The following is a 15,681-nucleotide window of genomic DNA, read 5'->3' as shown; positions in this document are numbered from 1 at the left end:
ACCGGACCAATCCGGAATGTGGAAATTACCTTGTGAAAAGAGCTTTCTGCTCCGGAAGGAAACTGTCGAAAATGTAAATATCGAACTTGTCCTTTGCCTCCATGAGCTGCTGCTGATCCTTGATGGTCCAGGCAGCACAGGTACAGCCATAAAGCTTCCTGCACAGCGTAAGTGATAAGCTGTCAGGGTACTTGCGATTAAATGCAATAAAATCTGGTTTGGTAATAAAATTTAACAACAGTCCTGTTAAGATAACGTAAAGAATCCCCTTGAACTCCTCAGGTGAATCCTTGTGAAACTCATCAGAAAGCTGTCCTCGCATTACCCCCGGATTGTGCTTCCTATACCAGTAAACTCCAAGTGGATTAAAGGATTCAATACAATAAACTCCCTTATAATCCCTAAGTAGTGAATCAACCTTTGGACATACAGACAAGTCTTTAAGCTCAATCTTCAGCTCAACAATGAGAGGGACCTTTCCATCCACCAGTTTAAGGAAATCCTCAAACCTAGGTATCTTCTCATCGGAATCCAGGATGTGGAACTTCATGAGCTCCTCATAGGTGTAATCTATGACCTTCCCCTCCGGAATACTTCCATCTGCACATCTTGCACAGCGCTGAAGGGTGAAATCATGGAATATAACAGGAACTCCATCCTTTGAAAGCTGGACGTCACACTCGATTCCAAAGCCTGCATCTACGGCCTTCTTAAAGGCTGCCATGGTATTCTCGGGAGCCATTGAAGCATTATCATGAAGACCTCTGTGGGCATACAGGACATCAAGATGTGGTCTCCTGTCAGGTCTGCCTGTCATCCTAGGCATTATCATAAGCAGATAAAGCAACGATAAAACCACCAGAACTACGCATAAAACCTTGACTATAAGCATCTAAACCACTTCCAATTGATAAATTTGTAACTTGTCCGCCAATTATTGTACATTGCTTTGTTCAATTTCGCAACAAATAAAGTCGTTTAAGATGATAAAAATTATGTTAAATTATAACGTCCGCAGATTTCCTGGGCCAGATAGCCTGGGAAATCTGCGGACGTAAACCTTAGTCATCCACATCAAAATGCTCCAGAACACTCTTTTTAACTGCAGGCTTTGAATCTCCATGCTTTACCATGAGCATTGTGAAGAATGCCAGAGTAGAGAACACAAAGGCGTATGGGAACAGAGTCCTGTAGGATACATGCTCTAACAGGAAGCCTGACAGTATAGGTGTGAAAACTTGTGCTGCCATGGAGAAGGTGTAATAGGTTCCGGTATACTTTCCTATATTCCCGGACTTACTCATCTCAACCACCATCGGATAAGAATTTACATTGATGGCAGCCCAGCCAATACCGATAAGTGCAAAGAAGATGTTGATAATTCCTGAGCAGGTGTTCATGAAGGCGATGGCCATATAGCATATACTCATGAGAACTATACCTGAAAGGATAACCTTCTTCCTGCCAAATACGCTGGAGATCTTACCTATTGGAATATAGCTAAGAACAGCTGCTACTGTGGCGATCATCATGGTTCCTGCGTAGCTTCCACCCTCCAGGTGCCATACTTCTGTCACGTATCTGGTAAATGCTGTTGTCACTGCGTTGTAGGCCATAAACCAGAAGGCTACTGACATAAGCAGAAACGCAAGGCTCTTATACACGTCCTTTGGAAGCTTTTTTCCAACATTTGAAAGGACGTCCTTTACCTCCTGGTCCATCTCTTCTCCAAGGGACTGAAGTCCTCCCTCAGCCTCTATCTGCTGCTTTATCTTCTTTTCCTTAACTGTAAGGAACATGATAGTTATGGAAATAATAAGGCATAATTCTATACTGAGCATAAGTGGTGTATAGTTTGTCTGACTCTCATCACCGTTGCTCTTTAAAAGAAGCATGGTCATAACCAAAGTAAATACGCCGCCCAGCGCTCCCATAAGATTGATAACGGCATTAGCTGCACTTCGAAGAGGCGCCGGTGTAAGATCAGGCATCATTGAAACAGCCGGAGATCTGTAAATTCCCATAGATAGTAAAAGAAGCAAAAGAATAAGAATAAAAAAGCCGATGTTTCCACTAGGGCGAGCAATCTGAATAAGTACAAAAAAGAAAATAACAGAAAGAGCCGTGCCCACTAAAATAAACGGTGTTCTCTTTCCAATCTTGGTATCTGTCTTGTCTGACAATGCTCCAAAAAGTGGCAACAGGAAAAGAGCCAGCACGTTATCAAGAGCCATTATTGCTCCTGTCACGGTTTCACCCAGTCCAAAGGAATATTTCAGTATCTTTGGGATCTCATTGTCATAGAACTGCCAGAATGCACAGATAGAAAGAAAAGCAAATCCGATTAATATAGTACGTTTGTAGTTAAGTTTCATTCCCCAAATCCCCTTTTTTCATAGATTTATCCCAAGTAATTATACCATGCGAATATAGGACAAAAAAGAGCTTCGGCGCGTGGTCCAAAGCTCTTTTAAATACTAATACACTATTATTTTGCAAATTCCTCTGCAATTGCATCAAGGAACTCTTCACTTCCAAGCTTAACAGGATTTGGAAGGGTTGTAATAAGGGCAAGATCTCCTGTCATGCGACCGGATTCGATAACAGAAAGAGTTGCTTTCTCCATCTTATCAGCCCATTCCATAAGCCCCTTTATTCCATCCAGCTCTCCTCTCTTTCTAAGAGCCCCTGTCCATGCAAAGATTGTAGCTACAGGGTTGGTAGATGTAGGCTCACCCTTAAGGTACTTGTAGTAGTGCCTCTGTACTGTACCGTGAGCTGCCTCGTACTCGTAAACTCCTGTTGGAGATACAAGGACTGATGTCATCATGGCCAGTGAACCAAAGGCTGATGATACCATATCACTCATAACATCGCCGTCGTAGTTCTTGCAGGCCCAGATAAAGCCACCCTTGGACTTCATTACACGGGCTACAGCATCATCGATAAGTGTGTAGAAATAGGTGATTCCTGCCTTTTCAAAGTCAGCCTTGAACTCAGCCTCATATACCTCATCAAAAATCTCTCTAAATCTTCTGTCATAGGTCTTTGAAATGGTATCCTTTGTTCCAAGCCAAAGCTCTTTTTTCTCAGAAAGAGCATACTTAAAGCAGGCTCTTGCAAAGCTCTGTATAGATGCATCAAGGTTGTGAACACCCTGAATAATGCCGGGGCCGTCAAATTCATGGATTGTCTCACGGATCTCTTTTCCGTCTGCTCCTGTAAAGACAAGCTCAGCCTTTCCGGGACCGGGAACCTTGATCTCCACATTCTTATAAACATCACCATAAGCATGTCTTGCCAGTGTAATCGGTTCTGCCCAGGTTCTTACATTAGGCTCGATTCCCTTTACCATGATAGGAGTACGGAAAACAGTTCCGTCAAGAATAGCTCTGATGGTTCCGTTAGGGCTCTTCCACATCTTCTTGAGGTTGTATTCCTCTACACGCTCGTTATTGGGAGTGATGGTAGCGCACTTTACGGCTACTCCATACTTAAGTGTTGCCTTGGCAGAATCAACAGTTACCTGATCATCTGTCTCATCTCTGTGCTTAAGTCCCAGGTCATAGTACTCACTCTTAAGGTCGATGAAGGGAAGGATAAGCTTATCCTTGATCATCTGCCAGAGTACTCTTGTCATCTCATCCCCATCCATCTCAACGATGGGAGTTGTCATCTGAATCTTGTCCAATGTAGTGCTCCTTTCTACTCTTTATGACTCAAACATATCTAAAAGGCCTTTATCGATCATATTCTCATAGGCATTTAACATATGCTGGTTTGCAAGTTCCTCGGCCTTATCCGGATTTTTTTCCCTGATAGCCTCCATGATGTACTTGTGCTCAACGTTTGAGACAGCACCACGATTTGAAGAAAGTGTCTTTTGCCTTACTCTCCAAACGTACTGGTGGTAGTCCTTAAGAAGGTGCTCAAGCATCTTAGAGCCAGAAGCTTCATAAAGGATGGTGTGGAATCTGTTGTCCAGCTCAGCCATCTGCTCCATATGGCCACGGGCAGCATGAAACTCTGCAAGGTAAATAATCTCCTCCATTTCCTCCAGCTGCTCGTCAGTGATATTCTCACAGGCCCATCTTGCGCAAAGCCCTTCAAGCTTTGATCTGATCATGTAGATGTCCTGGATATCCTTCACCTTGATACCGGTAACATAGGCACCTCTGTTGGGGATAATCTGTATAAGTCCTTCCAGTTCCAGCTGTCTGAAGGCCTCTCTTACAGGTGTTCTGGACACTCCCAGTTCCTGTCCGATGGCAACCTCCTTAAGCTCCTCGTGATCCTTATATTTACCGTTTAATATATCTTCTCTGATCCTATGGAAAACGCGGCCTCTTAGTGAGTATTTGTCTGTAACTTCCTGCTTCAAATCCCGATTGTCCATACTTCACCAGGGTTACTTTGAAGTAACCACTTCTCCTTCCTTCACAACTATTCCAAGCTCTTTTCCAACTTCCTCGATCTTTTTTACAAGCTCGTTGTCGGTCATTACCGTCACTCTTCCGCCGGCATACTCTCCATCAACCCACTCTTTAAGCTTTACTACAAGTGGAGACTGCTTGGTAAGTGCATGTTCATCCCTAAGCTTATAATGAATGTTGATCCAATGGGCAATTCCTGCAAGTCCGGATGTATTTGAAACTGCGCTTACAGGTGGACGACGCAGGAACTTCTCTGTATCGAAGATATTGTAGATCTCCTCGTTCTTTAGTAGACCATCTGCGTGGATTCCGGCCCTTGTGACGTTGAAATTCTTTCCTACAAAAGGAGTGTTGGCAGGTACAGTAAAGCCAATCTCCTTCTCATAATACTCAGCAAGATCTGTGATAACCTGGGTGTTCATGCCGTTAAGGTGACCCTTAAGCTGAGCATACTCAAATACCATAGCCTCCAGAGGCGTATTTCCTGTTCTCTCACCGATTCCAAACAGTGATGTATTAACTGATGCACAGCCATAGATCCAGGCTGTTGTGGAATTGGTAACTGCCTTGTAAAAGTCATTGTGTCCATGCCACTCAATAAGTTCACTAGGCACACTGGCGTTGGTGTTGATAGCATATATGATTCCCTGTACACTTCTTGGAATAACTGCTCCGGCGAAGTTAACGCCATAGCCCATGGTGTCACAGGCTCTAACCTTTATAGGGATCTGGTACTCATCCTTAAGCTTCATAAGCTCGATACAGAAAGGTACAACAAATCCGTAAATATCAGCTCTTGTAATATCCTCAAGATGGCATCTTGGGCTGATGCCCTCCTCCAGGCAGGACCTTACTATGCTGAGGTAGTGCTCAAGAGCCTGTCTTCTGGTCATCTTAAGCTTTAAGAAAATATGGTAGTCAGAGCAGCTTACCAGGATACCTGTCTCCTTCATACCTATCTCTTTTACCAGTTTGAAGTCCTCTTCACTGGCACGGATCCAGCTGGTTACCTCAGGGAACTCATATCCCCTCTCCATACATTTATAAACAGCATCCCTGTCAGTCTTGGAATAAAGGAAGAACTCACTCTGTCTGATCATTCCGTTAGGGCCGCCAAGCTCATGGAAATAGTCAAAAATCCTTACTATCTGCTCAGTAGTATAAGGTGCTCTTGACTGCTGACCATCCCTGAAGGTTGTATCAGTGATCCATATATCCTTTGGCATGTTGTGGGGAACGATCCTGTCATTGAATGGAATCTTGGGAACTTCCTCATAGGGGAACATATTTCTAAAGACGTTTGGCTTTGCTACGTCATCAAGAATATACATGTGCTCCTCGATCTGAAGCAGGTTATTCTTGTTGTTCATAGTTACCGGCCGATTTTGGAAAGTATCATGATTACTCATAACTGCAGCAAAACCTCACATTCACAAATTATTGTACTAAAGCATGTACTATGTGCATAATTGTATACAATCATACCATCACTGTCAAGGCAGCGAAATTACGGCAATTAAAAAGGCTGCCACACTAAGTGTGACAGCCCAAGGTGCTTATCAAAACTGGTTCTTCCTGTTAAAGAACTTCTTCAGATCCTCGATAGGTGCAGGCTTAGCGTAATGATAACCCTGAATATAATCAAAGCCTCGATCTACAGAGAACTGGCTCTGACTCTCATCTTCTACACCTTCTACAAGAGTCACGAAACCGTTCTTTTTCAGAACCTCTATCATATAGGTAAGGATGTCATCCATCCTGTTATCATCAAGAGACTTGTAAAGCAGGTTCTTGTCGAACTTAACGGTCTTAACAGGACAGTTGATAACTCTCTCCAGAGATGAATAACCTGTTCCGAAATCGTCAAGATAAAGCTGAATTCCCTCGTTGTCCAGGATCTTCATGTTCCTGTCAGCAATATCTGAATCCTCGAACATGGCCGTTTCTGTGATCTCCATTCTGATCTTTGAGATATCAATGTCATAACGCTCAATAATATCCAGGAAGTCCTGATACATTTCATCGTGAGATAGCTCTTTTGACGAAACATTTATGGAAATGGCATCGAAATCGTAGTAATCTTCAAGGGTTTCAATGGCTCTGCAGACCTTATTCAGAATGATACAGGTAAGGGCATGTACACAGCCGGTCTTCTCAGCCACCGGAATAAACTTTTCAGGAGATATGATCCTGTCCCCAACCTTAAGTCTCATCAAAGCTTCAGCAACCCTGAAGCCCCCATGCTCTACGCTGTAGATGGGCTGCGCATAGGCGATTACTCTGTCATCATCATAGTCCATCTTATCCCTGATATCCTTGAGGCAAACACTGATCTCAAAGAACTCGGCGAAGTTATCATAATCTGCCGGCTGTACAACATAGTAACAGCAGGCATTCTTATCCAGGAATTTCTTTTCTACAAACTCATTAAGCTGTCTGACCTTCTTTGGGGAATCCAGGTCAGGAGTAACCTTCTCTACTATTATGTAGTAGTTAAACGGCACCTTAAGCTCTGCCTTTACCCCGTCAAAGACTGCCCGGATCTGATCCGCATAGAAAAGAGCTTTTTTCTCATCAGAAATATCGATAACATTTATAAACTTCTGATATTCGAGTCTGTACATGTTGATCCTATTGCTGATACGCTCAATGGTTCTGCAGGCGTTAAGTCCAATGTACTCCACATCCTTTGACTCATTGATAAAGTTCTCGCTGGAGGGCATCCTGAACTCAACATACATAAGGTAGAAATCTCTCTTCCCTGTATGTTTCTTTAGAAATTCATCCAGTGCGTTGCTGCTTTGACAGCCTGACTCCTCATCGTAAGGTATATTGTGGAACAAAAGAAACGCCAGCGTAAATGTAGGCACATACGTAAGTCCGGAAAAAACTGTCCTGTTGACAGAAATAGCGATCATCTGTGCCACAAGGATTATTATCTCTATAGGTACCATTATGCAGACCGTATGCCAGATTACTCTGGAAATCTGTGCCCTATTAGTCACTGATGCATAAAAACAAATAATGGCACATATAATTCCGGCAGTACAGTAAAATCTGGTAAAGTGCGAAAGATCTATTCCATCTACCGTGTAGGAATACAGGCCGGTTACAACTATCTCAACAACAATGCCCGTAACATACATAAGGGACAACACACTAGACATGGCGTTAAATTCTTTTCGCTGGCCTCTCCTTACCATGGACATCATGTTTACATAAGCAAAGATAAAATAAAGGACCCCATCATAAGCAAGAAGGAACAGTATCAACAGGCTCATGAACAGTTCCTTGCTATAATCGTCGGGATTATTGGCAATTGAAAGAATAGATATCTGGAGGATTAAGGCGATTATAGACCAGATTACTCCAACAAAAAGAAACTTGTAGACGTAGGTCTTCCGGGGTTTTGAATATATCATCACAAACACCAAAAGGCCTGCCAAAAGCAAGCTTGCAAATTCACCTATGTAATTGTAAATATACATCGCATTCATCTGCATGACATAATATTATCACAAAACCGTCAACCCGAACATAAAAACCATATAAATTTTCATTTTTTCGCACAAAAAGACTCCCCCGGATGGGTTTCCGAGGGAGTCTAATGTATATATGAATCTATTATTCTTCTGAGTTAGCTGCAGCAACCTTATCTGCTCTGGCCTCAACTTCCTTAGCCTGAACATCTGAAGGAGCCTGCTCATATCTTGCGAACTCGTACTCGAAGTCTCCTGCACCTCCGGTCATGGAACGAAGCTGTGTGCAATATCCAAAGAGCTCCATCATAGGAACCTCAGCCTCGATGACCTGCTTACCTGTAAGTGAAGGATTCATTCCAAGAACACGTCCTCTTCTCTTGTTAAGGTCACCCATTACATCGCCGGTGAAGCTGTCAGGTACAGTAACCTTAAGAGAAACGATTGGCTCAAGGAGAACAGGGCCAGCTTCCATGAAGCCCTTCTTGAAGGCACCTGAAGCAGCAACCTTGAATGCCATTTCGGAAGAATCTACAGGATGGTATGATCCATCATAGAGAACGGCCTTAACACCTACTACAGGATAAGCTGCCAGAGGTCCTCTCTGAACAGACTCTGCAAGTCCCTTCTCTACTGCAGGGAAGTAGTTCTTAGGAACTGCTCCGCCTACAACCTCCTGCTCAAATACATATGGTGTAAGTGGATCGCCTGATGGCTCGAAGCGCATCTTAACGTGTCCGTACTGGCCGTGTCCACCGGTCTGCTTCTTATACTTGTACTCTACATCAGATTTCTTACGGATTGTCTCTCTGAAGGCAACCTTTGGCTTTGTAAGGTCGATGTTAACCTTGTATACGTTTGCAAGCTTACTCTGGATAACATCCAGGTGCATATCGCCCATACCATAAAGAAGTGTCTGACGGTTCTCGGCGTCGTTCACAACCTTGATGGTCTGATCCTCAGCAGCAAGCTTTGCAAGAGACTGAGAAATCTTATCAATATCAGCCTTGTTCTGAGCGTGATATCTCATGTATGTATAAGGCTGTGAGATATCCATCTTAGCATACTGAACAGGTGTAGCCTTTGTTGAAAGAGTGTCGCCTGTTGCAATATCAAGCTTCTGAAGAGCGCCAAGATCACCAGCGTGAAGCTCTGTAACTTCAGTTGCCTTGTTGCCCTGAAGGACATAGAGCTTACCGATCTTAACCTCAAGATCCTTGCTTGCAACGAACATTGTGTCGTCGGGCTTAAGGACACCTGAACGAACCTTGATAAGTGAATACTTACCGATGAAAGGATCGATCATGGTCTTGAATACGAAAGCTGTCTTTGGCTTTGAGAAATCGAAGTCAGCTTCGAAGATCTCATTCGTATTTGTATTGATACCAGCCATCTTACGGTTCTCTGGGCTTGGCATATACTTTACGATATCATCAAGCAGTGTGTAGATGCCCTGGCAAAGTGTGGAGGAACCCATCTCGATAGGAACGATGGAGCCGTCACAAACGTTGCTGCGAGCTGCTGCTCTGATCTCAGCCTCTGAGAAGGTATCACCATTGAAGTATCTGTCCATGAACTCCTCTGATGTCTCAGCAACTGTCTCGATAAGAGTATCTCTAAAGAGCTTAAGGTTTGCCTCATTGTAATCAGGTACAGGAATCTCAACAACTTCCTTGCCCTGCCACTTAAAGCCCTTCTCCTGAATAACGTTTACGTAACCGATGAACTTCTCATTCTCACGGATAGGCAGATTGAATGGAGCCATCTTCTTACCGTACTTATCAGTAAGATCCTGAACTACCTGTCTGTAGGAAACGTCATCGATATCCATATCTGCTACAAAGAACATACGTGGAAGCTTATACTTTTCGCAAAGGTCCCATGCTCTCTCTGTTCCAACTTCTATTCCAGCCTTACCGGAAACAACGATGATGGCTGCGTCTGCTACGCTTATAGCCTCTTCTACTTCACCAACAAAATCGAAGAAACCGGGTGTATCAAGCAGGTTGATCTTATGGCCTTCCCACTCCAAAGGGATTGTGGTTGTGCTGATTGAAAAACCTCTCTTCTGCTCTTCCTTATCAAAGTCACTTAAGGTGTTTCCGTCCTCAACCTTTCCCATGCGGGAGGTTATGCCTGCAAGGTAAGCCATTGCTTCTGCGAGAGTAGTCTTTCCTGCTCCGCCGTGCCCCAACAGTACTACGTTACGAATCTTGTCCGTTGTGTAAACGTTCATATCTAGTCCTCCAGTTTGGCTATTTTGGGTAAAATGTATGAGATATGATACAGTCCCCCAAGAAAATCATATAACCATTTTACTAAAAAACATGTCCCAAAACAAGTATAATAGGCAGTTTTGCACAAATATATTGTTGTTGATTTTTGCACTTTAAAGTGATATAGTGAGATACGACACTCTTGATTAAATGGGAGGTTTTTCACAATTGGACCCAAAAACCTACGGTTTTATCGGTCTTGGACTCATAGGAGGTTCCATAGCAAGGGCCATAAAGCTCTTTTCACCCCAGTCCAGGATCATTGCATATACACCACACGCTTCCACTGTTGATGCTGCTTTTCAGGAGAAGATAATCGACAAGCCCCTGTACGAGATCGGCCAGGACTTTAATCAGTGCGATTACATCTTCCTGTGCGCCCCGGTAGAAATAAATAACGAGAATCTTAAGGCTCTTTTGCCTTATATTAACGAAAAGACCACCATCACAGATATTGGCTCCGTCAAGACCTGTATCCATGAGGTGGTAAAAGAGCTTTCGCTGGAATCCCAGTTCATCGGAGGACACCCGATGGCCGGCACGGAGAGGATCGGCTTTAGCAACTCCAAGGCGAAGCTTTTGGAAAATGCCTACTACATCCTCACCAAGACTGAGGCCACTGATGAAAAGAGGCTTGCAGACTACGTGGAACTGGTCAAAAACCTTGGGGCTCTGCCACTGGTTGTGCCCTACATGCAGCACGACTATATCACAGCTGCCATAAGCCACGTACCACACGTGATCTCAGCTTCCCTTGTTAATCTTGTAAAAAACAGCGATTCAGAGGATCAGCTTATGAAGACCATCGCAGCAGGTGGTTTCAAGGATATCACCAGAATAAGCTCCTCTTCCCCTGTCATGTGGGATCAGATCTGCATGACTAATTCCTTCAATATTTCAGAGCTCTTGGGAAGATATATAGATTCCCTTTGTGACATAAAGCTGGCCATCGACGAGCATAATGAGAAAAAGGTGCTGGAGTTCTTTTCTTCAGCCAGAGAATACCGCGAGTCCTTTGTTGATGCCGGCAGCGGACCTATCAAAAAGGTCTACGACATTCACGTTGAAATTGATGATAAGCCCGGTAATCTTGCCAAGGTTGCCACACTTCTTTCAGACAACCTTATCAACATCAAGAATATGGGCATTGTTCACAACAGAGAGTATGAAAGAGGAACTCTGCGCATCGAGCTTCCGGGTCAGGAAGAGCTTGATAAGTCAAAAGAGATACTCTCTTCTTCAGGTTATAGTTTCTATGTAAAGTGATTTTGCGGAGGAAAACCATGATCGCCCTTGAAAAAGCATCCCGTCCCCTGAAAGGAGACGTTTTCGTTCCGGGAGATAAATCCATTTCCCACAGAAGTATCATGTTTGGAGCCCTTGCTCAGGGAACAACTGAGGTCACAGGCTTCCTTGAGAGTGCTGACTGCCTCTCCACTATTGACTGCTTCAAAAAACTGGGAGTTCTCATCGAGCATTCCATAAGCCCCACAAACGGGGTTCCAACCATAACTGTTCATGGAAGAGGTCTGCATAACTTTTCAGCCCCCACTTCCACCCTTTATACCGGCAACAGTGGAACCACAACCAGGCTCATGTCAGGCATTTTAGCTGCTCAGCCCTTTGATTCCATGATCACCGGTGACAATTCCATTGAAAAAAGGCCTATGAAGCGCATCATGAAGCCTCTTGGCCAGATGGGTGCTGATGTCATCTCCGTATATGGCAACGACTGTGCACCTCTGCGATTCACCGGAGGAAAGTCACTTCGTGGTATAACCTACAGAAATCCTGTGGCTTCAGCTCAGGTAAAGAGCTGCATCATGCTTGCAGGTCTTTATGCCGAAGGGGACAGCGTAGTTTATGAACCGGCCCTTTCCAGGAATCACACAGAGATCATGCTCTCAGCCTTTGGTGCTGACATTCACAACGAAGTAGCCCGTGATGGAAGCGCTGTATGTATCCTTCATCCAGGAATGCCACTTCACGGAAACAAGATAAATGTTCCGGGAGATATCTCCTCTGCTGCTTACTTTATCGTCGCAGCTTTGATGGTCCCTGGTTCAGAGCTCCTTATCAGAAATGTAGGAATCAACAAAACAAGAGCCGGTATCCTTACAGTTCTCAATCAGATGGGGGCAGACATAACTCTCCTTAACCTTGATGAGTCAGGTGAACCTAAGGCAGACATTCTGGTTAAGTACTCAGAGCTTCACGGTAACGAGAATCGCCAGTTTGTTATCGGAGGAAAAGAGATACCGACAATGATAGACGAGCTTCCTGTTGTAGCTGTACTGGCGGCCACAAGGGACTTCGATACAATCATCAAGGATGCAGCTGAACTAAAGATCAAGGAATCTAACCGAATTGATGCAGTGGTACAGGGCCTTACAAAAATGGGCTGCGACATCGAAGCCACAGAGGATGGCATGATTATCCACGGCGGAAAGCCGCTTAAAGGCGCTGACATCGACTCCCATAAGGACCACCGTCTTGCCATGAGCTTCGCTATTGCTGCACTGGCTGCGGAAGGTACCACCAGAATTATGGAAGACGAATGCGTAGGAATCTCCTACCCAAGCTTCTTCAAAGATCTTCAGGCATTACTTTAAACCAATAGAGTAGGAGGCGGTGGCTAACCGCCGTCCTCTCACAACACCGTACGTACCGTTCGGTATACGGCGCTTTCAATAGTTGACGTGCACAGACTGATAGGCTGTGGCTAAATCATAGAAGCCACTGCTTATCAGTCTTTCTTTTGACATAGCTCGCTTCACCGCAGAAAGGTTGGAGCAGAACCAATGTCCTTTACGGCAATTCGCCGCCATGTGTGCATAGTACTCTGGTATACCCATCCGAATCAGATTTCTCTTCTTAGTCTTAGGCAATTTCCATTGTATCCATATGCACATGCGTATTCTGTGATAGAGCCATCCATTGATGTCATCTAAGTTGTTCTTCATGCTGGCAATCCCATAATAGTTAAGCCACCCTCTAGCATATGCCTTGATTTTCTCTAGGCTTGGCTTGATGGACTGTACAGACTTACGGGAAGATAAGTCTTTCAGCTTGGACTTAAACTTCTTCCATGACTTTGGATGAACTCGGACATATATGCCACTTCCGTTCCTTCCCAATGCAAAGCCAAGGAATTTAAAATTTCGGATTGCAAACACACTTACAGTACGGCTTTTCTCTCGGTTAACTGTAAGTTTTAGTTTCTCTTCAAGATATCTCGTACTACTTTCCAAGAGTCTTTCCGACGCCCGCTTGCTTTTGGCAAGGAGAACTATGTCATCCGCATATCTGATGCAGGGAACACCTCTCTTTAGAAACTCTTGGTCGAACTCATTGAGGTAGATGTTCGCAAGTAGTGGCGATAGGTTACCACCTTGGGGCGAACCTTCCTCTGTATCAATGACCACTCCGTCTTCCATAACTCCACTTTTCAGATAGCGCTTTATGAGCTGTACCACACGTTCGTCCTTCACATTCTTTCGGAGAAGATTTATAAGGATTTCGTGGTTCAGAGTATCGAAATACTTGGATAAATCAAGCACCACCGCAAATGTGTATCCTTGCTCTGCGTACTCTTTGACCTTTAGTATGGCTCCTTTTGCATCTCTGTTTGGACGGTAACCATAGCTTCCATCCGCAAACAGTGGTTCATAGATAGGCACTAACTGTTGGGTTATTGCCTGCTGGAGTGTACGGTCTATCACGGTAGGTATGCCAAGCTTACGCACACCACCATCTGGTTTTGGGATCTCAACTCGCCTGACCGGCGACGGAGTGTACTTTCCACGAAATATACGGTCGGTTAGCTCCTGTTGATGTTCCTTGAGATAAGGAAGTGCCTCTTCGATAGTCATGCCATCAATTCCTGCCGCTCCCTTGTTTGCCTTTACTCTCTTGTACGCTCTGTTAAAGTTGTCTTTATACAGTATCGCTTCTAAAAGTTTCGGCTGTGCACTGTCTCTTTCTTTCCATATCCGATTGAATGACCTACGCGCTTTCGCATACCCTTCATGTTCCGCATTATCTCTTTGCGAACAGCCATTGTTTTCAATGTTTTCTGCCATAAATGGTCATTCCTCCTTTCTCGGTCATACTCAAGACTCCTATTGATTCGGTCCTTCGCCTCTTGGCTACTATGACCTCTGCTGACTTCTGTGCGTTCAGCACCGCCTCGTTTCCTTGTACAGTGGTTACTCCTTTCAGAGCATTTCGCACAGACCTCCCTAGGTACCACACGTTTCTTCCTCTCCATCCGTCTGCCTCATCTATCATGCATGATTCCGTGTAGTTATCGGGCTTCGGCTTGATATGCAGTCTTACCCTCATGCATGACCTCTTATGAGATTTCTGTTCGTCAGACCAGAGATTTGCCCGTGAGTTAGTATGTTCCTCACATCCGGCTTCCTTCAGATTCCACCTCACGATGGACACCCTTGCCTTCGGCTATATCCTTCCCACTACCGGGCGGATTCGGGACTTTAACCCGTTAGAAACGTGCGCCGCTAGGCGCACATATAAAACAGGTCTGGGAACACGTGGGGTTCCCGGACCTGTATCTTTTTTAGTAGTTATTGTAGAACATCTTAGCAAGCTCTGAATTCTTATCAAGGATGATTGTCTTTTCACCCTTTCCAAGAGACTCCTCAAATGCATCAAGTGATCTCATAAAGTTGTAGAACTCTGACTTCTCAGGGGTGTTATAGGCCTCTGACAAAGTTTTCATGTACTCAGCCTCACCTTCACCGGCAAGCTTAGCTGCTGTCTTTTCAGCATCTGCCTTGAGGATGGCAACCTTCTTGTCTGTTTCGTTCTTGATCTTCTGAGCCTCAGCATTACCTTCAGCTTCATAGGAAGCAGCAATGTTGTTTCGCTCTGAGATCATTCTCTCATATACTGCTGTTCTGTTGTCATCAGGAAGGTCAAGGGCCTTGATCTCAGCTGTAACGATCTCTATTCCATATCCACCCATATCTGAGTTAGCATCTGTTGTGATGAGCTTTGTAAGAACCTCACCTCTTGAATCGATGACTTCGTCCTGTGTCATGGAAGAAATTGCTGTCTTGGTTGCGTTGTAAACTGCAGCCTCGATCCTCTCCTGTGCTCTTGCATCAAGTGCATTAAGTGACTGGATGTATTTTACAGGATCAACGACCTTCCAAAGAACATAAGTATCTGTGATCATGGACTTTTTGTCCTTTGTGATAACATCAGATGCCGGAATGTCATAGATCTTTGTTGCAGCGCTGATGCGCTGTGTGCTCTGTACGAATGGTGTGATCATCTTAAGGCCGGGATCTGACTCAACCTTTACGATCTTACCAAACTGTCTTACAGCAACGTATTCCTTCTGGTGAACTGTATATAAGGAATTTCCAAGGATTATTGCTGCAACTACTATTATTATGACTATTAAAGTCCCTGTGATTTTCTTCTTCATATTTTTTCCCTCAACTTATTCTATAGTTACTATGTCTA

12 protein-coding genes are annotated in these 15,681 nt (G+C 44.3%); 2 read left to right on the top strand and 10 right to left on the bottom strand.

Translation table 11 applies throughout. The features are described from left to right. Positions 1-25 precede the first annotated feature (25 nt). From BO18_RS13330 to BO18_RS13300, 7 genes are all read right to left on the bottom strand, one after another. Positions 26-892, bottom strand: coding sequence for a glycerophosphodiester phosphodiesterase family protein (locus tag BO18_RS13330; RefSeq protein WP_034446757.1), 867 nt, complete (start codon positions 890-892; stop codon positions 26-28). Positions 893-1,061: 169 nt separating this feature from the next. Continuing rightward, entirely contained in the window at positions 1,062-2,375 is a 1,314-nt protein-coding gene (locus tag BO18_RS13325) for an MFS transporter (RefSeq protein ID WP_034446756.1), read from the bottom strand. A 113-nt stretch (positions 2,376-2,488) separates the two neighbouring features. Then, on the bottom strand, positions 2,489-3,691 hold the full coding sequence (locus tag BO18_RS13320) for an NADP-dependent isocitrate dehydrogenase (protein WP_034446755.1): 1,203 nt from the start codon (positions 3,689-3,691) through the stop codon (positions 2,489-2,491). A 21-nt stretch (positions 3,692-3,712) separates the two neighbouring features. Further along, complete coding sequence (locus BO18_RS13315) at positions 3,713-4,396, bottom strand: GntR family transcriptional regulator (RefSeq protein WP_034446754.1); 684 nt, start codon at positions 4,394-4,396, stop codon at positions 3,713-3,715. A 12-nt stretch (positions 4,397-4,408) separates the two neighbouring features. Further along, the gene (locus BO18_RS13310; protein WP_034446752.1) at positions 4,409-5,842 is read right to left on the bottom strand and encodes a 2-isopropylmalate synthase; all 1,434 of its coding nucleotides are present in this window, start codon (positions 5,840-5,842) and stop codon (positions 4,409-4,411) included. Positions 5,843-5,992: 150 nt separating this feature from the next. After that, the gene (locus BO18_RS13305; RefSeq protein WP_034446751.1) at positions 5,993-7,921 is read right to left on the bottom strand and encodes an EAL domain-containing protein; all 1,929 of its coding nucleotides are present in this window, start codon (positions 7,919-7,921) and stop codon (positions 5,993-5,995) included. 136 nt (positions 7,922-8,057) lie between these two features. Further along, positions 8,058-10,148, bottom strand: a complete 2,091-nt coding sequence (locus BO18_RS13300; protein ID WP_034446750.1) for an elongation factor G — start codon at positions 10,146-10,148, stop codon at positions 8,058-8,060. Positions 10,149-10,356: 208 nt separating this feature from the next. Between BO18_RS13300 and BO18_RS13295 the strand changes: the two genes are divergently transcribed. Both BO18_RS13295 and aroA read left to right on the top strand, forming a co-directional pair. Next, positions 10,357-11,454, top strand: coding sequence for a prephenate dehydrogenase/arogenate dehydrogenase family protein (locus tag BO18_RS13295; RefSeq protein ID WP_242856559.1), 1,098 nt, complete (start codon positions 10,357-10,359; stop codon positions 11,452-11,454). Between the two features lie 17 nt (positions 11,455-11,471). Beyond that, the gene (gene aroA / locus BO18_RS13290) at positions 11,472-12,800 is read left to right on the top strand and encodes a 3-phosphoshikimate 1-carboxyvinyltransferase (RefSeq protein ID WP_034446746.1); all 1,329 of its coding nucleotides are present in this window, start codon (positions 11,472-11,474) and stop codon (positions 12,798-12,800) included. Positions 12,801-12,875: 75 nt separating this feature from the next. Here aroA and ltrA read toward each other — a convergent pair whose 3' ends face one another. The 3 genes from ltrA to hflC all read right to left on the bottom strand — a co-directional run bounded on the left by ltrA (position 12,876) and on the right by hflC (position 15,643). Next, entirely contained in the window at positions 12,876-14,270 is a 1,395-nt protein-coding gene (gene ltrA, locus BO18_RS13285) for a group II intron reverse transcriptase/maturase (RefSeq protein WP_034443583.1), read from the bottom strand. Continuing rightward, positions 14,254-14,628: a hypothetical protein gene (locus BO18_RS35625; RefSeq protein WP_242856514.1), complete on the bottom strand. Its 375-nt coding sequence runs from the start codon at positions 14,626-14,628 to the stop codon at positions 14,254-14,256. Before BO18_RS35625 ends, ltrA begins: the two co-directional genes overlap by 17 nt. A gap of 139 nt (positions 14,629-14,767) precedes the next feature. Beyond that, complete coding sequence (gene hflC / locus BO18_RS13275; RefSeq protein ID WP_034446745.1) at positions 14,768-15,643, bottom strand: protease modulator HflC; 876 nt, start codon at positions 15,641-15,643, stop codon at positions 14,768-14,770. Between the last annotated feature and the right edge of the window lie 38 nt (positions 15,644-15,681).

Source organism: Butyrivibrio sp. AE2032, assembly GCF_000702965.1.
This window is presented reverse-complemented; position numbering and strand designations above follow the sequence as displayed.